This is a genomic window from Burkholderia sp. AU33803 (assembly GCF_002223095.1).
Taxonomy (GTDB): domain Bacteria; phylum Pseudomonadota; class Gammaproteobacteria; order Burkholderiales; family Burkholderiaceae; genus Burkholderia.
This window is the reverse complement of sequence record NZ_NKFJ01000007.1, coordinates 373,583-395,508: the sequence shown is the minus strand read 5'-3', so window position 1 is coordinate 395,508 and position 21,926 is coordinate 373,583. Positions and strand designations below refer to the sequence as shown.

Genomic DNA, 21,926 nt, shown 5'->3' with positions numbered 1-21,926 from the left:
CGCAACGCTGTGCCGAACGCACAGCTGCGCAGTCGTAAAATTACGACAAATCGAAAGGTGAGCCGATACGGGAGCTCATTCCGCACGTGTCGTGCACAGGTGAAATTCTGTGAATCGGCGCATCCCGCAGCACGTCTGGACGAGTCCGGAACGCTGTAAATCAGGAGCGGTGAGAGTTTTCGGGAGCGCCTGGGGTGAGTGCCGTTTTGCACGCGCACTTCACCCGCTATGGTGAGCATGTCGTTCTGGACGCACTTCACCGCAGGCGCTATCCTTCCGGAAAACTTCTCCTCCGACCCGACGTATGGCCACGACGAAGCGCGCCAAGAAAACCGATGTGGATGTGGTGAGTGCCAGTTCAGCCGAATTGCGGAAGGCCGTCGAGGCGATCGCAATTCAGCCGAAGAGCGGCAAGATCACGCTCCTCACTCGCAAGCTGTTCAATGTCCTGCTGGCCGTGGCGCAGCAGGCCGACGACTCGGGCGATACGTATCGCGCGCTGCTGTCGGACATCGTCGCCAACTCCGCCTTCGATTCGAACGACACCGCGCTGGTGAAGGAACACCTGCGCCGTATGGTGTCGGTGCAGGTCGAATGGAGCACTGGGACGTCGAGCCAGAAGCCGGGCCGCAAGTGGGGGATCTCGACGCTGATCGCCGACGCGGAAATTCTCGAGGATCCGACCACCCGCCGCGTGTGGGTCGAATTCTCGTTCGCGCCGAAGATCAAGAAGAAGCTGCTCGACCCGGTCCAGTACGCGCGCCTGAGCCTGCAGTTCCAGAGCCAGCTGCGCAGCAGCGCCGGTCTCGCGCTGTACGAAATCTGCGTGCGCTACCTGACGAACCCGAGCCACCTGACGATGCGCGAGCCGTGGGAATGGTGGCGGCCGATCCTGTCGGGCACGCCCGACACGGAAGCCGGCGACGAGGCGAAGCGCGAGTACAAGTACTTCAAGCGCGACTATCTGCGTCCCGCGATCGCGGAAGTCAACGCAGTCACCAACATCTTCGTCGAGCTGATCGAGCACCGTGAAGGGCGCCGGGTCGCGGAGATCCAGTTCCGCGTGACCGAACGCAAGCAGCCGATGCTCGCGCTCGACGAACACCCGAACGTGTTCGACAGCACGCTGGTCGACCGGATGGTGAAGCTCGGGATCCCGTTGAAGGAAGCGCAGACGCTCTATGCGGACAGCGAGGAGAACCGCATTCGTGCCGCACTGCAGATGACCGAGCAGCGGATGCGCAGCACGACGCTGCCGCCGGTGCGCAGCGCGCCGGCGTTGTTCAAGGATGCGCTGAAGAAGGGGTATGCGCCGCCGGTCGAGTCGGTCGACACGCTGCCTGCCGGCACGCCGTCCCCGAAGATTGCCGCGGCCCAGCCGGACGATCTGAAGGCACGCCTGCTGAGCGAGTTCGCGGCGTTCCGCCGCAAGGAAGCGAAGGTGCTGTACGAAGAGCAGGGCGACGCGGAGCGCGAAGTGGCGCGCGAGTCGTTCGAATCGGAGGCGCTGCCGACGATGGGCACGCATCTGCGCGATGACTGGCGCAAGCGCGGCCTCGATTCCAAGCTGGCCGAGACGGCCTTTTTCGACTGGCTGGCCCAGAGGACCTGGGGCGAGCCGACGGACGGCGACCTGCTGTCGTTCACGCTGAATCAGTCGCGGGCCGCCTGAGGCCCGCTCGGGCCCGCTGACGGGCCGCCGCCGGCCCCGCCCTCGATGGCGGGCCCGGCGTCCTCACCAGGCCCTGCCGGCCGTTTCCATCACTCCGACAACAGCATCCGCTCGAGCTGCTCGAGGATCGCGTCGCGCTTGTCCTTCGGGAGACCGCGCAGGCGCAATTCGATGCGATCTTCACCATACGACTTCAGGTCGCCGACCGACTTGCCGCCAAGCTTGATCTCGAGACGTTGCGCATAGCGCTGGCGGCCCGCGGCCTTCGGCGTTTCCTGCGCCGCGACGCGGCCCTTGACGATGTCCGACACCTGACGCGTGCTGAGATCGTCGGACACGATCTTGTTGATCAGCCGCAGCGTCGCCTCGGTGCCGCGCGCATTGTGATAGCGGCCGACCTGATACGCCATGTTCGAACCGAAGCGATCGGGGCGGGCGACCATTTCCTGCATGATCGCTTCCGGCAGCTTGCCGATCGACAGCGCGACGGCCACCGTCGATTCGTCGAGGCCGAGGTGCTCGGAGAGCTCCTTCTGGCTCTGGAAATGCTTGTCGTCGAGGAAACGGCGCCACACGACGGCGTTGTCGAACACCGTTTGTGAATCGCGCTGGACGTTGAGATCGTAGCCGAGCTTGTAGCTCTGGATGCCGATCGGCACGTCGATCACGATCGCCTTGACCGATTCCTTGTTCGCTTCCTTCAGGGCCCGCACGCGGCGGCCGCCGTCGCTGACGAAATACGTGCCCGGGTTCTCGTAGTCCGGAATCACGTGGATCGCCTGCTGCTGTCCTTGCTTGGCGAGGTTGACGGCGAGTTCGGCAATCGACGACTTCAGATAGAAGTGCCGCGGATTGAACGGGCTATGCTTGATCGCCTTCAGCGGCAGTTCGATCACCTGCCCCGGCGCATAGCGATTCTCGAGACGCCACGCGCGATATTGCGCCGATTCATCGATCGACGAATCGAGCGTGAGTTCGGGAGCGGGCGATGGTGCGACGTCTTTCTTCGCGGATTTGGTCGGTGCCGGAGTGGGGGTCTCGGACTTGACGATGCCGTCGATCGCATTGAGTCGATCAAGCGCCGTGCGCTTCTCGCTCGTCGTGATATCCGGGCGCGCTTGGAATCCTTTGGCAAATTGGGAGGGTTTCATGTGACTCCTTTGTGCGCATAAAGTCAGGGCAGCATGGCGACGATTTCGTCGGCGCATGCGCGAATTTCTGCGGCGGCCAGCTTGCCGCCACGATCGTTCATCTGCAGTACGGTCTGACCGAGCGCCATCGCCTGCTTGTACGCCTCCCGGGTCGGGATCTGCGTTTTCAGCAACGGGAAGCCGAGTTCCTCCAGCGCACGCTTGAGCTCGCGGGTCAGCATGCGCTTCTCTTCGGTCTTGTTCAGCAGGAAGACGGCGCGGAGGTCTTCGTTCATGACCTGCGCTTGCTGGATCAGTTTGACCAGCCCGACGCTCGACCAGTAATCGGCCGGCGACGACGACGTCGGGATCACGGCAATCGATGCGGCGAGCAGGACCACGCCCGATACCTTCTCGGTGATCGACGGCGGGCAGTCCACGACGATGATGTCGTAGTCGTTGATGAACTTCTTGATCTCGCGATGGATCTGGCCATCGGCTTCGGCCAGGTTGACGACCGGAAACGGAATGCCGGTGTCGCTGTCGCCGGATGCGCTCGACCAGTGAACCAGCGTGTTTTGACGGTCTGCGTCGATGACGAGGACGCGCTTCCCTTTTTCATGGAACGCGGCACCGAGGTGCATGGCAATCGTGCTTTTGCCGACGCCACCTTTTTGTTGAGTGACTGCAATGATTTCCGCGGCCAATTTTCACTCCTATTTTGGTCGTTGGAATTCTACAGGACGATATTTGGATTTCAATGAAATTGTCGTTCAACAACTACGCATTGGCCGTTTGGACTATCGGTTTATGCGCATAAACGAAGCGACGATGGAAGATGACTCGATCGGATGGTGCAGCGGATGCCTAGGAAGTCGGTGAGCGAGTCGGTGGCATTGCGTGCGGTGACGTCGGTGTGAGTGGCGAGTTGCCGCGCGTGTCGCAGTGCGCTGCCCTATCGTTCGAGGGGGTAAGCCCCGGCTGAGGGCCGCAGAGTTTGTGCGCATAAACTCTCCGCGGAAAGCGTGGCGCGTGATCGTGCCGGGAAGGTAGGCGCTTCTGATCTTGGTTGTGAGTGGTACATCCTGGCTGGGTATGGGCGCATCGAGATATGCCACTTGACCTGCATGAGTCGCCCGAACGCGCTATCGAGGCACCGCGTTTATGCGCATAAACCGCGAGCGATAGACGGCGAGTAACGAAGGCCACCTCCCGGCCGCGCCGAAATCCAGTGCTGGGCGGCCAACCTGCGAGGCAGCGTACCGACGCTTCAATCCCACCGAAGGCAGGCATCCCACCGAAGCGCTGAAGCGTCTGCATTCGCCGCGCCGCGAATCGCGAGATCCCCGTGCCCGCCAGTCGCCCGCTTTATGCGCATAAACCAACCGGCCGGCGGCACCACCGGCTACACGCTTCGCAGACCGAACCCCATCGTATCGGCCAGGCGCGTGGACCTCTGATCACCATCCCGCGATAGAGTCCTACGCGCCTTTATGCGCATAAACCCACCAATTCATTGAAGCGCGTCCCGACCAGCACTCCCCTTTCGCGATCCATCACACCGCATCATCCGTCGGCGTCTACGAAGCTGCGAATCCGTGCCCGATCTCCCGATTCCTCGTCGTCCGCCCCACCAAGCCCCCCAATTCAGACTGGCTACAATACAGGGCTCTACCCTTCAGGCCTGAATGATGATCACGATCTACCACAACCCCCGATGCTCGAAGTCGCGCGAGACGCTTGCGCTGGTCGAGTCGCTGAATACCACCGGTGCGCCGTTGAATGTTGTCGAGTACCTGAAGACGCCGCCGACGGTCGAGGAACTGGAAGCGCTGCATCGGCAGCTTGGCCGCCCGGTTCGCGACATGCTGCGCGACGGTGAGGAGCCGTACAAGGCGCTGAATCTGGCCCGCGCCGATCTGACCGATGCGGAAGCCTATGCGGCAATTGCCGCTCATCCGATTCTGTTGCAACGACCCATCGTCGTTTACCGCGGCAAGGCCGCTATCGGCCGGCCGCCCGAATCGGTGCAGGCACTGTTCGAATAATTCTTGCCCGCCGTATTTTTCTGATTGCGTCAGCCCAGCGCAAGCACCAGCAAGAGCGTCGGCAATCGAAACCAGCGCGAGCGCCGGGCAGCATGCCAGCACCGCCCTGACACTTGCCGTCACGCGATCCGCGCCTAGCCTTCCCCGGACACCGCACCGTCATCATCCGGGGAAGGCCCCCGCCCCGCCGCCGCTTTCGCGGCCGTCCGCAGCAGTGCGATCTGCCCGCGGTAGGCTCTGCAGCCACTGCAGGTCGGCAAGTGTATGCGCACCTGCAGGCGCTCATGCAGGGTCAGATGCCGGTCGAGCGCATCCGACAGCAATCGCGTCACGTCAGTACATTTCCCCGGCAGCATCTTCGGTCGTCAATCCTTGTTCACTCAGGCAGGTTCGCAGGCGCGTGCGCGCCCGGTAAAGCAGCACGCTGCAATGATTCGTCGTCAACGTCAATTCGCTGCAGATGTCCGTCATTTCGAAGTCGAGGAATTCGCGCATCATGAACACGCGCCCGATCTGCTCCGGCAGGTGGTCGAGGCACGCCTCGAACAGCGTCCAGAACTGCTGCTGCTGCAACAGCGTTTCGGGGCGGGGCCACGGTCGCGGTTTCGCATGCGCGGCCCAGTGCCCGTTTTCCTTGAATAGCTCGCGATCGAGTACCGATTCGCCGTCGAGCTCGGCATCGAGCGCGGACAGGCTCACCGTCCGCTGCCGCGCGCGCAGCACGTCGATCAGCTTGTTGCGCAGGATGCCGAACACCCAGGTCTTGTGCGCCGACAGCCCGGCGAAATCGCCCGCATGCGACCACGCGGCGGTGAGCGCTTCCTGCACGGCGTCTTCGGCCGCATCGGCGTCACGGAGCTGGAGCCGCGCGAAGCGCAGCAGATCGCGCCGCAGTTGCGCGAGATAAACGGGATCGTCGTAGGCGGACGGCATGGATGGGTTGCAAGTGTCTCGAAGCGATCGCGCGTGCGCCACAGGGCACGCACATCGCAGTGCGAGCAGCTTACTGGGCGCGGTGCCGGCCTGCAATGCATGTTCCGTCACGAATTCACGAAACCGGCCAGCGCGCTGCGCTATGCTTGCCGAACCCTGTGTCGCGGGTCGGCAACGACTCGCAGTAGGCAATCTGTCATGTCGGAACATAACGGCCGAGTTATCCACAATTTCTGTGGAAAACCTTGTGGAAAGTCGGCCGGACGGCCCCGTCGGGCGGTTCGCGGGCTGGCTTGCCTATAAACAGACCTTTGTCGCCCGTTCGGAAGCAATTGATCCGATTCCTCACTCACCGGAAGGAGAATGCCATGTCCTATCGCATCGCTGTGGTGGTCGGCAGCCTGCGTCGCGCTTCGTGGAACCGCGCGCTCGCACACGCCGTGATCTCGCTCGCCCCCGCCGATTTCTCGTTCGAGTTCGTCGAGATCGGCGAGCTGCCGCTGTACAGCCAGGACTACGACGCGGATTTCCCGGAAGTCGCGAAGCGCTTCAAGCAGTCGATCGAGGCCGCCGACGCGCTGCTGTTCTTCACGCCCGAATACAACCGCTCGATTCCGGGCGTGCTGAAGAATGCGCTGGACTGGGGCTCGCGCCCGTGGGGTTCCAACTCGTGGTCGGGCAAGCCGGGTGCCGTGCTCGGCACGTCGCCGGGTGCGACGGGCACCGCGCTCGCGCAGCAACACCTGCGCAACGTGCTCGCGTATCTCGACGTGAAGACGCTCGGGCAGCCCGAGATGTTCATCAAGCACGATCCGGCGCGCATCGACGACCAGGGCCAGATCGTCAGCGAAGACACCCGCAAGTTCCTGCAGGGCTTCGTCGATCGCTACACGGGCTGGGTGCGCTTGCTGAAGTCGGCCTGAGCGCCCCGCCCGATCACGCCGGCGGCACCGGCGCGGGCCCGCACGCAGCGGGTCACGTGCCGGTGTGCCGCGCGTGTCGTGCATCGCGCGCTTCACGGATGCCCAGCAGGATCTCGTCGAGCAGCGCGATGTCGAACGGCTTCGACAGCACGCGGACGTTGACGGTGCGCGTGCGGTCGAGCTCCTCCGCGTAACCCGTGACGAGTATCACGGGCAGTTTCTCCGGCCGCTGTTCGACCGCTTCGGCGAGGTCGATGCCGTTCAGGCGGCCCGGCATGTGGATATCCGAAATCACGAGATCGAACGCGTCGTTCGCGGCCGCGCCTTCGATCAGGCGCAACGCGTCGTCGGCGGTGGGCGCGTAGGTCACGCGGTGCCCGAGCAGCGACAGCAGCGCTTCGGTGCCGGCCGCGACTTCGCTGTTGTCCTCGACGAGCAGCACGTGCAGCCCGGCGAGCGCCCCCGCTCCCGCATCTTGCGCGACCGCCGGCGGCCGCGCGACGACATCCTCGACGCGTGCGCGCGGCAGGTAGAGGCGCACCGACGTGCCGGCGCCGACCGCGCTGTCGATCGTCGCGAGGCCGCCCGAGCGTTCGCAGAACGCGAACACCTGCGGCAGGCCGAGCCCCGTCCCCATCCCCTGCGCCTTCGTCGTGAACAGCGGCTCGAACGCGCGCGCGAGCACGTCGGGCGCCATGCCCGAACCCGTATCGTCGAGCGAGATCTGCACGAAATCGCCGGTGAGCGGAAAACCGTCCTCGCGACGCAGCGTCACGTTGCGCGCGCCGACCGTGAAGCGGCCGCCGGTCGTCATCGCGTCGCGCGCGTTGACCGCGAGGTTGATCACCGCGAGCTCGAGCTCCGCGACGTCGACGCGGATCGGCCAGACACCGGGCTCGATCGCGACGACCAGCGACGATTTCGAACCGAGCGATGTCTTCAGCAGTTCGCGGCACGTGCCGAGCCATTGCCCGACGTCGATCGTTTCGTTGTGCAGCGGCTGCTTGCGCGCGACACCGAGGAGCTGGCGCGTGAGCGACTGCCCGTTCTTCAGCGCGCGTTCGATCGCGCCGAGTTCCTTGTCGAGATGCTGGACCCCGCGCCGCCGCGCGATCTGCACGTTGCTCGAGATGATCATCAGCAGGTTGTTGAAGTCGTGCGCGACGCTGCCGACGAGATTGCCGAGCGCCTGCATCTTGCGCGACTGCCGGTACGCCGATTCGATCGAGCGCCGCATCGACGCTTCGGCCTGCCAGCGGTCCCACGCTTCCTCTTCCGCCTTCAGCCGCTTGAGCGACAGCCAGATCACGGACCACAGCGCGACCGACGGGGCGAACATCGAGATGAACAGCACGCTCAGGTGTTCGTACCATTCATGCCAGATCGCCGACGTGCGGTACGCGCACGTCACGTAGACGGGATAGCTGCCGACCTGGCGATACGCGACGATCTCGCTGCTCGCGCCGTCGTGGCGCACGCGCACGACGCCGGCGCGCGGATCGTTGCGCGCGTCGCCGAACGTGACGGTGCGATCGGTGTGCGCGAGTGCCGGCGGCGGCGGATACGACGCGATCACCGCGCCGTCCGAGCGCGCGAGCGCCATCGTCATCGGCGTGCTCGCGCCGCCGAGCAGGTCGCGGTAGAACGCGTTGAAATACGACGACTTCAACGCGATCGACACCATCCCGGCGAACGAACCGTCGCTATGGCGTCGCGCGACGCCCGTGTTGAACACGGGAATGTTCTCGAGCTTGAGCGGCCCCATCATCAGCCGCGAGATGTGTTCGATGACCTTGCCGTCGCGGATGCCGGCGAAGTCGTCGCGGTTCGCGATCGACGCATAGGGCGCCGGATAGTAGAGGCTGTTCGCGAGCAGCATCCCGCTCGCGCCGAAGATCGACACGGCGGCCACCTGCGGATAGCCGCCGCCGATCGTGTTCAGCGCTTCGTGGATGTCGGACTCCCGGTTGCGCACGGTCGCGTCGTCCATGTCCTGCACGAGATCGACGATGCGCGCATCGAGCGTCTCGCTCAGGTCGAACACCTTGAGCGCGTGCTCCTCGGCCACTCGCACCGTGCGCATCGTCACGTCGCTCGCGGCGGCCTCGCGCGTCTTCAGGTCGTTGTACGCCATCACCACGACGTAGATGCACGGCAGCACGATCGCCGCGACGAGCAGCACGATCAGCGTCATGCGACGCACCGCGAAATCGTGCTCGGGCGCACCGGCCGCATAGTTGCCGTCGTCCTGCCAGTCGTCGGCGGGCGGGGAGGCGGGAGCGTGGGAATCGGCGGGCCGGTCGGACGTCATCGAGGAAGCGGGTGAGGCAGAGGTGCCTGCCATCATAAACGAGTTGCGACGGGCCGCCGCACGGCCCCGGACGCCAGTCATCCTGTCGATTTCGACAGGGGGAAATTGTCAGATTGAAAACGCGACGAATCCGGCAGCGCAAACGTACACAAGGAAAAATTTTGCGTGCTTATCTCGAAAATGCTCGGGGCTATTTTCGGAATGGCGCGTGTTTGGACCAATTTTGTTCGAAATGCTGAAAATGGCGAGTTGCATCGCCTCCGGTTTACTCAGAGAATCGCGCCTTGCTTTCCCTATGACAGATATATGCGCCCGCCGGCGTTCGCCGCGCGGTGCGTCGCGCGCACCTGCGTCGCGGCGCCCGCGCACGGCTGCCGGACGGTTGCCCGCACCCGAACGCATGGCGCCTAAAGAAGTGCGCCGCGCGGTCGTTAACGCGAGAGAGACCATTCCGTATACCGCATCGCCCCATGCCTTTGCCGATTGTAATTGCCGACGATTCGCTGCTCGCTCGCAAACTTCTGACAAAGGCGCTGCCGGGAGGCTGGGACGTCGAAGTCGCGTATGCCGCGAATGGTCGAGAGGCCTTGGCGCTCTATCGTGACGGCAAAGCTTCCGTAATGTTTCTGGACCTGACGATGCCCGACATGAGCGGATATCAGGTCCTGGAGACACTGCGCCACGAAGATCTGAACACGTTCGTGATCGTGGTATCCGCCGATATTCAGCCGCAAGCGCAAGCTCGCGTGCGCGAATTGGGCGCGATCGCATTCGTAGCCAAGCCCGTGACGTCGGAGGCATTGCTGCCCATTCTCAAGGAGTATGGGTTGTATGCCTGACTCGGTGTTCACGGCGGAGCAACGCGACGCGTTGCAGGAGATCGCCAACCTCGCAATGGGCCGTGCCGCCGCGCGGCTCGCGTTGTTGCTCGGGCACTTCATCGAGCTGTCGGTGCCGCGCGTGCGGGTCGTGAAAGCGACCGACGCGGGTGACGCGCTGCGCGAGATGACGGGTATTCACGACAACGTGACCGCCGTGCGCCAGGGTTTTCGTTCCGACATCAAGGGCGAAGCGATCGTGTTGTGCCGGACCGCGAGCATCGCGCGGCTCATGTCGGTCGTCGACCGCACGTTCGGCGATGGCGTGTACGGCGGGATGGCGACCCCCGACGAAGTCGTGTTCGACGTCGCGAACGTGCTGATGGGCGCGTGCGTCGCGTCGATCCTCGACGAGCTCGGCCGCAAGCCCGTGTTCTTTCCGCCGGGGCTGCTCGGCGCGAACGTGTCGTTCGACGACGTATTCCAGCCGACCGAGCTGGCCTGGAGCGTCGCATTGCTGCTGGAAGTGAACTTCGGGCTCGAGGACCACGCGTTCCGTGCCCACTTCGTGATGCTGATGGCCGAGGATTCGATCCGGCTGATGGGCGACGCGCTCGACGCGTTGCTGTCCGCGCTATGACGGCCGCCACCTCGTCGCTGAGCGACCTCGTGATCGAGCGGGTGGGCTTCGGCCTGTTCGTGCTCGACCGTGCGATGACCGTGCTGATGTGGAATCGCTTCATGCAGGACCACAGCGGCATCCCCGCCGCGGACGTGATCGGCCGCAACCTGTTCGACTGTTTTCCCGACCTGCCGCGCGCGTGGCTGTCGCGCAAGCTCGAGAGCGTGTTCCAGCTCGGCAGCTTCGCGTTCAGCTCGTGGGAGCAGCGGCCCTACCTGTTCCGCTTCGAGCACGACCGGCCGATCACGGGTGGCGTCGACTACATGCAGCAGGACTGCACGTTCATGCCGCTCACGCGCGGCCGCGACGTCGAAGCCGTGTGCGTGACGATCTCGGACGTCACGCATGTGAGCGTGATGCAGCGCGAGCGCGAGGAAGCGGTCGCGAAGCTGCGCGAGCATGCGAATCGCGATGGCCTGACCGGCATCGCGAACCGGCGCTTCTTCGAGGCGCGGCTTAGCGACGAATTCGCGCGCTGGCAGCGCTATGGCGGCGACCTGTCGGTGCTGCTGTTCGATCTCGACCATTTCAAGACGATCAACGACCGTTTCGGGCACGCGGCCGGCGATGCCGTGCTGCGCGAGACGGCGCGCCGCGTCGCGTCGATCGTGCGCGCGCAGGATACGTTCGGCCGCTTCGGCGGCGAGGAATTCGCGTTGCTGCTGCCATGCACGAATCTCGACGAGGCGATGCTCGTGGCCGACAAGGTGCGCGATGCGATCGGCAGCGTGCCGGTCGATGCCGAGGGGGTCAGCGTGCCGGTGACGGCGAGCGTCGGCGGCGCGTGTGCGAAGGCGGGCGCGCCGACCAGCGACGTGCTCGTCAACGAGGCCGACGCCGCGCTCTATCGCGCGAAGCGGCTCGGGCGCGACCGCTCGGTCGCGTATGCATAGGTAGCGCATCCGCCCCGCTGTGCGTGGAGCGGATGCGCTGGGCGCACGCCGCGCTCAGCTTTTCGCGATGTCGGCCAGGACGCCGGCGAGCACGGCCGGCTGCGACATGAACGGCGAATGGCTGCTGTCGAGCTGGTGCACGTGGGTCGGGTTGCCGGGCGCGAATGCGTCGGCTTCGTCGATGAAGCGCTGCTGCAGCGCGGGCAGGATCACGCGATCCTGCAGGCACTTGATGTAGTGACGGTCGATCGCGCCCCAGCGCGCGGCCGTCGTCGGGATCGCGGTCGCGAACGGCGCGGCCGGCACGTCGCAGCTCATCAGGTTCGCGACGGCCTCGAAGTCGGCCTGCGGCACGTCGTCGTACAGCGCGCGCTTCGCGAGCTCGCGATAGGCGGCGTCGCCGCTGCGCGGATCGATGCGCAGCGCACCGGCGACGCGCGGGCTCGCCAGCATCAGCGGGCCGAGCATTTCACCCTTGTTTTCAGGGGCGCGCACGTAGTCGAGGCCCGGCACGCCCGACGCGGGCATGAAGGCCGCGAGATAGACGATCTTCGCGATCTTGTCCGGCACGCGTTCGGCGGCCGCCGTGATCGCGAGGCCGCCCATGCTGTGCCCGACGAGCACGACCTTGCCGCGGCCGAGTGCGTACGCATCGTCGACCGCCTGCATCACCTGCGTCGCGTAATCGTCGAGCGTCGTGTTCGCGACCGGCGACGGCTCGGCGCCGAACGCGTCCTTGTCGAGCGGGCGCGCGAAGTAGGAAGCGGGAAAGCGGGCGTTGATGCCGTGCGCGGGCAGGTCACGCGCGATCGACAGGTGGCCGCGCGCGGCCAGCGCGGCCGCGACGTGCGCGTAGCACCACGCGCCGTGCCAGGCGCCGTGCACGAGCACGAAAACGGGATGATCGGACTGCGGGGTGGCGCTTGCGTTCGTCTCCATGGTGTCCGGGTCTTCAGATCTTGAGAAAGGTGTCATCTTAGACGAACCTGTATAGGCCCAGCCGGACCGGATTCGATCTGTCCCTCTTGTCTCGTACAGGCCACATTTCGTTCGTATCCGATTTGAATTTATCGCGAAGCACGCTAATTTGTTGCTTTGCCTGCGATTGCGCCCCATGAACGTCGACTATCTCTTCTACCGGAGGCCGGACAAGCCCGGCCCCTATTCGCTCGACGACCTCGGCGACATCGCGCCGCCGATCGGCCCGGGCGACCTGGTGCGTGCGGGCATCGCCCGCGTGTTCGCGCAGATCGACTGGCAGGAATCGCCCGATGTGCCGGGCGCGTGGTTCGGCACGGGCGGCGCGACATTCCAGTTCACCGCGGAGCCCGACGGCCGCGTGACGAGCTTCATGGGCTCGCGCCTCGAACGCCGCTCGATGCTGCAGCTCACCCGCGAAATGGGGCTCATTGCGCTCGACCTGCAACGCGACATCGTCTACGGCTGACGCGCCGCCGGCGCCGGGGCCCGCCCGGACCGGCCGCGCTTGCCGGCCAACGGCTTCCGGCCTGCCGCCGCATGCGGCGCGTGTCCGCCATCGAACTTCAAAGATTGCTATACTTTCGCCCAATTCCGGCTTCCGGCCGGCAATTTGTGCCTGTCTGTGTCGATCGTTCGCATATCTCGCACGCATTTGACACCCTGACCATCCCAGCCGGGCATGGCTTCTTCAATCGCCCCGCGTGGGTGTCTCCGTGGAGCTCGTCTTGGCCGTTTCCCATTCCGTCGTGGACGAACAAGAAACCGACGCCGCTGCCGTCACATCGGGCAGTTCTTTCTATCTTGCGATGCGCATCCTGCCGGCTGCGCAGCGCGATGCGATGTTCCAGGTCTACGCGTTTTGCCGCGCGGTCGACGACATCGCCGACAGCGACCTGCCGCGCGCCGAGCGCCACGCGGGCCTCGACCGCTGGCGCGCGGACATCGACGCGTGCTTCGCCGGCCGCCCGCCGCGCCACCTGGCCGCGCTCGATCGCGAGATCCGTGCATTCAACCTGCAGCGCGACGACTTTCACGCGATGATCGACGGGATGGCGATGGATGCGGTCGAAGACATCTGCGCGCCCGACGAACCGACGCTCGACCTCTTCTGCGATCGCGTGGCGAGCGCGGCCGGCCGGCTGTCGGTGAGGATTTTCGGGATGCCGGAAGCCGAAGGGATCAAGCTGTCGCATCACCTCGGCCGCGCGCTGCAACTGACGAACATCCTGCGCGACATCGACGACGATGCGGCGATCAACCGTTGCTACCTGCCGCGCGAGCTGCTCGCGCGCGAAGGCATCGCGATCACCGACCCGGCGACGATCGTGCGCGATCCGGCGCTGCCGCGCGTGTGCGCGACGCTCGTCGAGCGCGCGCTCGAGCACTTCCGCCAGGCCGACGCGGTGATGGACACCTGCGCGCGTGCGCAGGTGAAGGCGCCGCGCATCATGTCGGGCGCGTATCGCTGCATCCTCGAAGCCGCGATCGCACGCGGCTTTGCGTTCCCGCGCGCGCCGCTGCGCAAGCCGAAAGCACGCATGCTGATGATCGCCGCGCGCTACGCGCTGTTCTGAGCCGACCGAGTCGATGCCCAGGACCGTCCACGTGATCGGCGCCGGCGTTGCCGGCCTGTCGGCCGCGGTCGAACTGCAACGCCGCGGGCGACGCATCGTGCTGCACGACGCGCACGCGCATGCGGGCGGCCGCTGCCGCTCGTGGTTCGACGGGACGCTGAATGCGACGCTCGACAGCGGGTTGCACACGGTGTTCGCGGGACAGCCCGCGACGCAGCGCTACCTGCGCGCGATCGGCGCGGCCGACCAGCTCACGGGGCCGGCGCTGCCTGAATTCCCGGTCGTCGACGTCGCGTCGCAGCAGCGCTGGACGCTGCGCTTCGGCAACGGGCGCTGGCCGTCGTGGCTGTTCGATGCCGCGTCGCGCGCGCCGGACACGACGCCGCTCGACTACCTCGCGCTCGCCCCGCTCGCGTTCGCGCGCATGGGCCGCTCGCTCGCACAGACGATGCGATGCGACGGCATGTTGTGGGAACGTTGGCTGCGGCCGTATTTCCTCGGTGTGCTGAACGTCGAGCCGCGTCACGCGAGTGCCGAACTCGCGCGCGCGGCGCTGTGCAGCACGTTTTCCGCGGGCGGCCCCGCTTGCCGTCCGCTCGTCGCGCGACACGGCCTCGGCAGCGCATTCGTCGAACCGGCGCTGCGGATGCTGCAGCACGGCGGCGCGCAGATCCGGCTGAACTCGCGGCTCGACGCATTCGAATTCGGCGCGCACGGCAACGCAGTCGATGCGGTTTCGGTCGGCGGCGAGCGGATCGATCTCGCGCCGGGCGACACCGTCGTGCTGGCCGTGCCGCCCGAGGTCGCGCAGCCGCTCGTGCCCGAACTCACCGCGCCCGACACGTTCAGTGCGGTCGTGACCGCGTATTTCGCGGTCGAAACCCCGGCCGGCAATCCGCTGCAGACCACCGTCATCAACGGCGTTGTCGATACGGTGCGCACCGGCGGCGGCCAGCTCGCGGCGACGATCCGCGACGCGGGCCGCTGGCTCGACACGCCGCGCGACACGCTCGCGCGGCGCATCTGGGAAGACGTCGCGCGCGTGACCGGCGCGAACCCGGAAACCATCCCCGCGTGGCAGCTCGTCGTCGAGCCGCGCGCGGGCTTTGCGGCGGTGCCGTCGCAGGAAATGAAACGTCCGGCCGTGCGTACGCGCTGGACCAATCTCGTGCTGGCGGGCGACTGGATTGCCACCGGCTTGCCCGCCACGATCGAGGGTGCGATCCGCTCCGGCCAACTGGCCGCGGACGTGCTCCAGACACAGTAAGTAAAAGAGGGACCGATGAACGATCTCACCGAAATGGCTACCCTGTCCGCCGGCGCCGTGCCGGCCGGCGTCGATACGGCCGTCGCGCGTGCGACCGACGCGCTGCTGGCCGCGCAGAACGCGGATGGCCACTGGGTCTACGAACTCGAAGCCGATTCGACGATTCCCGCCGAATACGTGCTGCTCGTCCACTATCTCGGCGAGACGCCGAACCTCGAGCTCGAACAGAAGATCGGCAAGTATCTGCGGCGCATCCAGCAGGCCGACGGCGGCTGGCCGCTGTTCACCGACGGCGCGCCGAACATCAGCGCGAGCGTGAAGGCGTATTTCGCGCTGAAGGTGATCGGCGACGACGAGAACGCCGAGCACATGCAGCGTGCGCGCCGTGCCATCCACGCGATGGGCGGCGCCGAGATGTCGAACGTGTTCACGCGCATCCAGCTCGCGCTGTACGGCGCGATTCCATGGCGCGCGGTGCCGATGATGCCGGTCGAGATCATGCTGCTGCCGCAGTGGTTCCCGTTCCATCTGTCGAAGGTGTCGTACTGGGCGCGCACGGTGATCGTGCCGCTACTCGTGCTGAACGCGAAGCGCCCGCTCGCGAAGAACCCGCGCGGCGTGCGCATCGACGAACTGTTCATCGATCCGCCCGTCAACGCCGGGCTGCTGCCGCGCCAGGGCCACCAGAGCCCCGGCTGGTTCGCGTTCTTCCGCGTGGTCGACCATGCATTGCGCGCGGCCGACGGCCTGTTCCCGAACTACACGCGCGAACGCGCGATCCGTCAGGCCGTGTCGTTCGTCGACGAGCGCCTGAACGGCGAGGACGGCCTCGGCGCGATCTATCCGGCGATGGCCAACGCGGTGATGATGTACGACGCGCTCGGCTACGCGGAAGATCACCCGAACCGCGCGATCGCGCGCAAGTCGATCGAGAAGCTGCTCGTCGTGCACGATGACGAAGCGTATTGCCAGCCGTGCCTGTCGCCGGTGTGGGACACGTCGCTCGCCGCGCACGCGCTGCTCGAAACGCGCGATGCGCGTGCCGAGGATGCCGCGATCCGCGGCCTCGAATGGCTGCGCCCGCTGCAGATCCTCGACGTGCGCGGCGACTGGATCTCGCGCCGCCCGCACGTGCGGCCCGGCGGCTGGGCGTTCCAGTACGCGAACGCACACTACCCGGACGTCGACGATACGGCGGTGGTCGCGGTGGCGATGGAGCGCGCGCAGCAACTCAAGCAGAACGATGCGTATCGCGATTCGATCGCGCGGGCGCGCGAGTGGGTCGTCGGGATGCAGAGCAGCGACGGCGGCTGGGGTGCGTTCGAACCGGAAAACACGCAGTACTACCTGAACAACATCCCGTTCTCGGATCACGGCGCGCTGCTCGATCCGCCGACGGCCGACGTGTCGGGCCGCTGCCTGTCGATGCTGTCGCAGCTCGGCGAGACGCCGCTGAACAGCGAGCCGGCGCGTCGCGCACTCGACTATATGCTCAAGGAACAGGAACCGGACGGCAGCTGGTATGGCCGCTGGGGAATGAACTACGTGTACGGCACGTGGACGGCACTGTGCTCGCTGAACGCGGCCGGCCTGACGCCGGACGATCCGCGCATGAAGCGCGGCGCGCAGTGGCTGCTGTCGATCCAGAACAAGGACGGCGGCTGGGGCGAGGACGGCGACAGCTACAAGCTGAACTATCGCGGCTTCGAGCAGGCGCCGAGCACCGCGTCGCAAACCGCATGGGCGCTGCTCGGCCTGATGGCGGCCGGCGAGGTGAACAACCCGGCGGTGGCGCGTGGCATCGACTACCTGATCGCCGAGCAGAACGAAGAAGGCCTGTGGGACGAGACGCGCTTCACGGCGACGGGCTTCCCGCGCGTGTTCTACCTGCGCTACCACGGCTATCGCAAGTTCTTCCCGCTGTGGGCGCTCGCCCGCTATCGCAACCTGAAGCGCGACAACACCACGCGCGTGACGGTCGGGCTGTAACGGGTGGCGCCGCAATCCACCGGCTCGCTGCCCGTCATCGCCGTGACGGGGATGGCGTTCGAGGCGCGCATCGCGCGCGGCGACGGCGTCGAAGCCGTCTTTGCCGCACGGGCCGACCGCCTCGAACGCGCGCTGACCGAGGCGACCGCGCGCGGTTGCGCGGGCATCGTGAGCTTCGGCACGGCGGGCGGGCTCGCACCCGACCTGGCGCCCGGCGCGCTCGTGGTCGCGAGCGCGATCGACGGGCCGTTCGGCCGTGTCGAGACCGACGCAGGCTGGAGTGCACGGCTCGTCGCCGCGCTGCACGACACGCCCGTCTGGGCGCGCGTCACGCGCGGCACGATCGCGGCCGTCGGCGCACCGGTCATCAGCGAGCAGGACAAGACGTCGCTGCATCGCGCGAAGGACGCGCTCGCCGTCGACATGGAGTCGCATATCGCGGCGGCTTTCGCGGCCGCGCGCGGCGTACCGTTCGCGGTGTGCCGCGCGATCGTCGATCCGGCGTGGCGCACGTTGCCGCGCGCGGCGACGGCCGGCCTGCGCGACGACGGCAGCACGGCGATCCTGCCGATCCTGCGTGAACTGCTGAAGCAGCCGTCGCAGCTCGGCCCGCTGCTGCAGGTCGCGAGCGATGCGCGCGCGGCGCGCACGACGCTGATCCAGGCGCGACACGCGTTCGAGCGTGCCGGTGCGATGCGGATCGCCTGAGCGGCGCGCGCCGCCCGTCTCGCCCTTCTCCCCCGGTTTTCCGTTTCTCGCGGACAAAAAAAGAGCGCTGCATCTGCAGCGCTCTTTGTCTTTGCGGCGGTGGCCGCTGCAGCGTTACTGCTGCACGGCCGGCGCGCTCGCAGGCGTCGCGGGTGCGGCCGCCGATGCTGCAGCCGGCGTAGCGGCTGACGCAGCAGCAGGCGCGCTCGCGGGCATCGCGTTGTCCGCGCCCGGATCGTCGTACTGGGGCAGCCCCGGCGCGGCCGGTGCATTGTTCGGCGTGGCGCCCGATGCGCCGCCCGACTCGCCCGGATCCTCGTAGTTCGGCAAACCCGGCACGGCCGGCGTCGCGGCCGGCACGGCGCCCGCTTCACCCGGCTCGTTGTAGGTCGGCAGCGCGGCCGACGACGACTGGCTGCGATACGTCAGCGACTTGCGCTGCTGCAGGTACGCGTCGCGCACGAACGAATACGGATCGAGCGCGGCCTGTTTCAGCAGGTCGGTTGCACCGAGCAGGTCCGAACGCGCGCTGATGAACTGCGCGATGTACATCGGGTTGCGTGCGGCCGGCTCGATGTAGTTCAGCAGGTTGAAGCGCACGTCCACCGCGCGGCCGACGCCGTCGCGGATCGTGCTCGGCCCGAACACGGGCAGCACGAGGTACGGGCCCGACGGCACGCCCCAGCGCGCCATCGTCAGGCCGAAGTCCTGGTGATGCTTCGGCAGCCCGGCGGGCGTCGCGATGTCGATCAGGCCGGCGACGCCGAACACCGAGTTCATCGCCACGCGCATCAGATCCTCGGTGGCATCGGTGATGCGGAGCTGCAGCAGGTTGTTCGCGATGTTGCCGAGATCGCCGAGGTTCGAGAAGAAGTTGCTGATCGCGGTGCGCACGGGCGTCGGCGTGACCTTCTGGTACCCCTTCGCGATCGGCTGGGCGATGTTCGTGTCGACGGTGTCGTTGAACTTGTACATCGCCCGGTTCATCGGCTCGAGCGGGTCGTTGGGGTTGCGGTTCGGCCCCGTCGCGCAGCCGGTCAGCGCCGCGCTGGCGGCAACGGTCGCCGCAATGATTCGCACCTTATTCATTGATTCCTTGCGATTGGTTCTTGGCGCGTTTGACGCGCGGTTTGCCCATCAGGACAGGCTGGAACACCACGGCGCCGATCAGCGTGCAGGTCAGGGCCAGCGCGAGCAGCTTGCCCATGCTCGACGTGCCCGGGTGGTGCGACAGCCACAGGCTGCCGAATGCGGTCGCCGTCGTCGCGGCGCTGAACAGGACGGCATGCGTGAGGCTCGAGTGCAGCAACCCGGTTTGCCCCGCGCGCCACGCCATCACGAAATACACCTTGAACGCGACGCCGACGCCGAGCATCAGCGGCAGCGCGATGATGTTCGCGAAGTTGAGCGGCATGCCGAGCACGACGCACAGCTCGAGCGTCACGACGCCCGACACGAGCAGCGGCACCAGCGTGCGCAGCACGTCGCCGAAGCGGCGCAGCGTGACCCACAGCAGGACCGTGATCGAGATGATCGACCACAGCGCCGCATGCAGGAACGCGTTGATGATCGTGTCGGCCGAATGCAGGATCGAGATCGGCCCGCCGGTCGTGCCCGGCTCCGCGGCTTTCACGGCCTTCGCGAAGCGGCGCAGCATCGTGTCGTCGCCCGGGTCGACGCCCTTCGGCACCTTCGGCGAGATCTGCACGAGCGCATGGCCGTCCGGCGCGACCCAGTCGCGCACGAGCTGCGGCGGCAGCGATTCGCGCGTGACGTCCTGCGGTTGCAGCAGCGACGCGAGCTGGTTCAGCGCGATGCGCAGCGTGTCGGAGAACGCGCGTTCGGCGCGGTCGCGCGTCGCGGCATCCGCGGCGGCGAGCTTCGCGAGCGACGCGGACAGGTGCTGCGCGGCGGCCGCGCCCGGGCCCGGGTGATCTTCGGCCGCATAGCTCAGCAGGTCCGACACGCGCTTGAGCGCGGCGACGCGCTGCGCGTCGGTCGCGGGCGGCGCGGGCGGCTGCGTCAGCGCGGGCAGCAGGTCGCTCGCGGCCGCGGCGATCGCCGCGCGCTTGGCCGGCTGGTCGGCGGGGATGAAGGTCGACAGCGTGGTCGTGCGGCCGACTTCGGGCAGCGCGTCGAGGCGCTTCGCGGCCGCATCGGCCTCCGCGAGCGACGGCGCGAGCAGCGTGACGTCGTTGACGGCGGCTTCCGGCGAATCCTTCAGCGCGAGCAGCGTCGCCATCGATTCGCTGTTCGGATCCTTCAGGTGCAGCGGGTTGAAGTCGAAGCGCAGGAACGCGAGCAGCGGCAGCGCGCCGATCACGACCACGAGCGTGCCGATCAGGATCGGCTTGCGATGGCGGTCGAGGTAATCGTCGACCGGCGCGAGCCACGGAAAGCCCGGCGTCTTCGATTCGCCCGGCGGCGCGAACAGGCGCAGCAACGCGGGCAGCAGCGTGAGCGTGGTGAGCAGCGCGACGAACATCCCGACGCCCGCGATCAGGCCGAGCTCGGACACGCCGCGATAGGCGGTGGGGATGAACGAGAAGAAGCTCGCCGCGACGGCCGCGGTGGCCAGCGCGAGCGGCATGCCCATCGAGTGCGCGGCGCCGATCAGCGCGTGGTCGATGCGCGGATCGCGGAAGCGCTCCTCGCGGTACTTCACGCCGTACTGGATCGAGAAATCGACGCCCAGGCCGACGAACAGCACCATGAACGCGACCGAGATCATGTTCAGCGAGCCGACCATCGCGAGGCCGAGCGCGGCGGTCACGACGAGGCCGACGAACAGCGTGACGAGCACCGAGCCGATCATCCGCTTCGAGCGCAGCGCGAGCCACAGGATGACGAGCACGGCGAGCAGCGTGAAGACGCCGTTGAGCGCCGCGCCGTCCTCGACCGATGCGAATTCGTCGTCGGCGAGCGGCTGTTCGCCGGTCAGGCGCACGACGGCGCCGTAGCGCTTCTCGAGGTCGATCGAACGGGCCGCGTCGCGGATCACCTGGCTGGTTGCCGCGCCGGCCTTCAGCGCGCCGTAGTTGACCACGGGCTGCACGGTGACGAACGCGCGCGCGGGCTGCCGCGCGGCATCGTTGTCGACCAGCGCGCGCCACGAGAACGCGGCCGGCTTGCCGGCCAGCACGTCGTCGACCGTCGCGGCGCTGCGCGCGAGCAGCTTCGCCATCGCGGGCAGTTTCACCTGGCCGGTCAGCAGCGGCTGGCCGAGCGTGGTGGAGAGCGTCGTGGCGAGCCCGGTCAGGCTCGGGTTCTTCGCGAGTTCGTTGACGAGCGGGCGTGCGCTCGCGAGCTGCGCGGTCGTATCGGTGACTTCCTGCGGCGACAGGAACAGCAGCCCGTTGTGCTCGAAGAACGGCCCGCCGCCGGGTTCGGCGACCTGGCCGATGCGGCCGGCGGCGGCATCCTTCTGCAGCGCGTCGGTCAGCGCCTGCGCGGCGGCATTCGCGAATTCGGGGGCGGGCGCCTCGACGACCGCGAGGATCGTGCCGTTGCGTTGCGGGAACGCCGTGTCGACCGCGTGGCCGAGCGCGGCAAATTGCGGTTCCGCATCGACGAGCTTGCTGATGTCGGTGTTGATCTTGAAATGCTGCGCGACATAGACGCCGCTGAGCGCGGCAATGACGAGCGACAGCACGACGACCCAGACGGGCCGGCGTACCGACCATGCAACGAGTCGGACGATGAGAGATGTCACCATGTGGCGGTGGGGAGCGGCTGGAAAGGGCAAAGTAGCCAAGTATACCGGCGCAGCGTGGCGGCGGTCGTGACGTTGGGGGTTACGAGACGGGAAGGAGAATTGTTCGTGGCGGCGGAATCGATACCGATGGCTGGCCGGTTTGTAAGGGGATATTTACATAAACGGTGCCGCGCTGCGTCGACGCCCCGCCGCGGGCCTGTGACAAAGGATCTGAAAGGTAACAGTCGGTCACGGCGGCGCACCGAGGCGTCGAGCCCGGTATACTTTGCTCCGTCGGCCGGT

The 21,926-nt window shown here is 66.8% G+C and carries 20 protein-coding genes; 11 read left to right on the top strand and 9 right to left on the bottom strand.

Going from position 1 to position 21,926, the window contains the following annotated elements; translation table 11 throughout:
* The first annotated feature begins 304 nt into the window (after positions 1–304).
* Positions 305–1,672, top strand: coding sequence for a replication initiation protein (locus tag CFB41_RS31425; protein ID WP_089443721.1), 1,368 nt, complete (start codon positions 305–307; stop codon positions 1,670–1,672).
* An 89-nt stretch (positions 1,673–1,761) separates the two neighbouring features.
* On the opposite strand, the gene CFB41_RS31420 is transcribed toward CFB41_RS31425, so the two are convergent.
* Complete coding sequence (locus CFB41_RS31420) at positions 1,762–2,823, bottom strand: ParB/RepB/Spo0J family partition protein (protein ID WP_089459271.1); 1,062 nt, start codon at positions 2,821–2,823, stop codon at positions 1,762–1,764.
* Between the two features lie 23 nt (positions 2,824–2,846).
* On the bottom strand, positions 2,847–3,509 hold the full coding sequence (gene parA / locus CFB41_RS31415; RefSeq protein ID WP_011353621.1) for a ParA family partition ATPase: 663 nt from the start codon (positions 3,507–3,509) through the stop codon (positions 2,847–2,849).
* Positions 3,510–4,490: 981 nt separating this feature from the next.
* Here parA and arsC point away from each other — a divergent pair.
* Positions 4,491–4,850, top strand: a complete 360-nt coding sequence (gene arsC, locus CFB41_RS31405) for an arsenate reductase (glutaredoxin) (protein ID WP_089428722.1) — start codon at positions 4,491–4,493, stop codon at positions 4,848–4,850.
* A 134-nt stretch (positions 4,851–4,984) separates the two neighbouring features.
* Here arsC and CFB41_RS31400 read toward each other — a convergent pair whose 3' ends face one another.
* Both CFB41_RS31400 and CFB41_RS31395 read right to left on the bottom strand, forming a co-directional pair.
* Positions 4,985–5,206 (bottom strand): zf-HC2 domain-containing protein, encoded by a 222-nt coding sequence (locus CFB41_RS31400; protein ID WP_089459269.1) that lies wholly within the window; start codon positions 5,204–5,206, stop codon positions 4,985–4,987.
* On the bottom strand, positions 5,184–5,783 hold the full coding sequence (locus tag CFB41_RS31395; protein ID WP_011353624.1) for an RNA polymerase factor sigma-70: 600 nt from the start codon (positions 5,781–5,783) through the stop codon (positions 5,184–5,186). Before CFB41_RS31395 ends, CFB41_RS31400 begins: the two co-directional genes overlap by 23 nt.
* Positions 5,784–6,151: 368 nt before the next feature.
* Here CFB41_RS31395 and CFB41_RS31390 point away from each other — a divergent pair, with 368 nt between their 5' ends.
* The gene (locus tag CFB41_RS31390) at positions 6,152–6,706 is read left to right on the top strand and encodes an NADPH-dependent FMN reductase (protein WP_011353625.1); all 555 of its coding nucleotides are present in this window, start codon (positions 6,152–6,154) and stop codon (positions 6,704–6,706) included.
* 52 nt (positions 6,707–6,758) lie between these two features.
* Here CFB41_RS31390 and CFB41_RS31385 read toward each other — a convergent pair whose 3' ends face one another.
* Both CFB41_RS31385 and CFB41_RS31380 read right to left on the bottom strand, forming a co-directional pair.
* On the bottom strand, positions 6,759–9,017 hold the full coding sequence (locus CFB41_RS31385; RefSeq protein ID WP_089459268.1) for a hybrid sensor histidine kinase/response regulator: 2,259 nt from the start codon (positions 9,015–9,017) through the stop codon (positions 6,759–6,761).
* A gap of 108 nt (positions 9,018–9,125) precedes the next feature.
* Positions 9,126–9,467, bottom strand: a complete 342-nt coding sequence (locus CFB41_RS31380) for a hypothetical protein (RefSeq protein ID WP_089443727.1) — start codon at positions 9,465–9,467, stop codon at positions 9,126–9,128.
* 20 nt (positions 9,468–9,487) lie between these two features.
* On the opposite strand from CFB41_RS31380, the gene CFB41_RS31375 reads away from it, so the two are divergent.
* The 3 genes from CFB41_RS31375 to CFB41_RS31365 are packed head-to-tail and all read left to right on the top strand — an operon-like array spanning position 9,488 to position 11,410.
* Positions 9,488–9,856, top strand: coding sequence for a response regulator (locus CFB41_RS31375; RefSeq protein WP_039344648.1), 369 nt, complete (start codon positions 9,488–9,490; stop codon positions 9,854–9,856).
* Positions 9,849–10,475, top strand: a complete 627-nt coding sequence (locus tag CFB41_RS31370) for a chemotaxis protein CheC (protein WP_039344650.1) — start codon at positions 9,849–9,851, stop codon at positions 10,473–10,475. Before CFB41_RS31375 ends, CFB41_RS31370 begins: the two co-directional genes overlap by 8 nt.
* Positions 10,472–11,410 (top strand): GGDEF domain-containing protein, encoded by a 939-nt coding sequence (locus CFB41_RS31365; RefSeq protein ID WP_089443728.1) that lies wholly within the window; start codon positions 10,472–10,474, stop codon positions 11,408–11,410. The genes CFB41_RS31370 and CFB41_RS31365 overlap by 4 nt, the downstream gene beginning before the upstream one ends.
* Before the next feature lie 54 nt (positions 11,411–11,464).
* Here CFB41_RS31365 and CFB41_RS31360 read toward each other — a convergent pair whose 3' ends face one another.
* A complete protein-coding gene (locus tag CFB41_RS31360) occupies positions 11,465–12,349 on the bottom strand; it encodes an alpha/beta fold hydrolase (RefSeq protein ID WP_089459267.1) in 885 nt (294 codons plus the stop codon).
* Between the two features lie 175 nt (positions 12,350–12,524).
* On the opposite strand from CFB41_RS31360, the gene CFB41_RS31355 reads away from it, so the two are divergent.
* The 5 genes from CFB41_RS31355 to CFB41_RS31330 all read left to right on the top strand — a co-directional run bounded on the left by CFB41_RS31355 (position 12,525) and on the right by CFB41_RS31330 (position 17,929).
* A complete protein-coding gene (locus CFB41_RS31355) occupies positions 12,525–12,857 on the top strand; it encodes a hypothetical protein (RefSeq protein WP_046548815.1) in 333 nt (110 codons plus the stop codon).
* Positions 12,858–13,116: 259 nt separating this feature from the next.
* Complete coding sequence (hpnD, locus tag CFB41_RS31345) at positions 13,117–13,965, top strand: presqualene diphosphate synthase HpnD (RefSeq protein WP_089459305.1); 849 nt, start codon at positions 13,117–13,119, stop codon at positions 13,963–13,965.
* A 13-nt stretch (positions 13,966–13,978) separates the two neighbouring features.
* A complete protein-coding gene (gene hpnE, locus CFB41_RS31340) occupies positions 13,979–15,232 on the top strand; it encodes a hydroxysqualene dehydroxylase HpnE (protein WP_089459266.1) in 1,254 nt (417 codons plus the stop codon).
* 15 nt (positions 15,233–15,247) lie between these two features.
* Positions 15,248–17,221: a squalene--hopene cyclase gene (shc, locus tag CFB41_RS31335; RefSeq protein ID WP_089459265.1), complete on the top strand. Its 1,974-nt coding sequence runs from the start codon at positions 15,248–15,250 to the stop codon at positions 17,219–17,221.
* Between the two features lie 51 nt (positions 17,222–17,272).
* A complete protein-coding gene (locus tag CFB41_RS31330; RefSeq protein ID WP_241022391.1) occupies positions 17,273–17,929 on the top strand; it encodes a phosphorylase in 657 nt (218 codons plus the stop codon).
* Between the two features lie 114 nt (positions 17,930–18,043).
* Here CFB41_RS31330 and CFB41_RS31325 read toward each other — a convergent pair whose 3' ends face one another.
* Positions 18,044–19,018, bottom strand: coding sequence for a VacJ family lipoprotein (locus CFB41_RS31325; RefSeq protein WP_089459264.1), 975 nt, complete (start codon positions 19,016–19,018; stop codon positions 18,044–18,046).
* Entirely contained in the window at positions 19,011–21,644 is a 2,634-nt protein-coding gene (locus tag CFB41_RS31320) for an MMPL family transporter (protein ID WP_089459263.1), read from the bottom strand. The genes CFB41_RS31325 and CFB41_RS31320 overlap by 8 nt, the downstream gene beginning before the upstream one ends.
* Positions 21,645–21,926 lie beyond the last annotated feature (282 nt).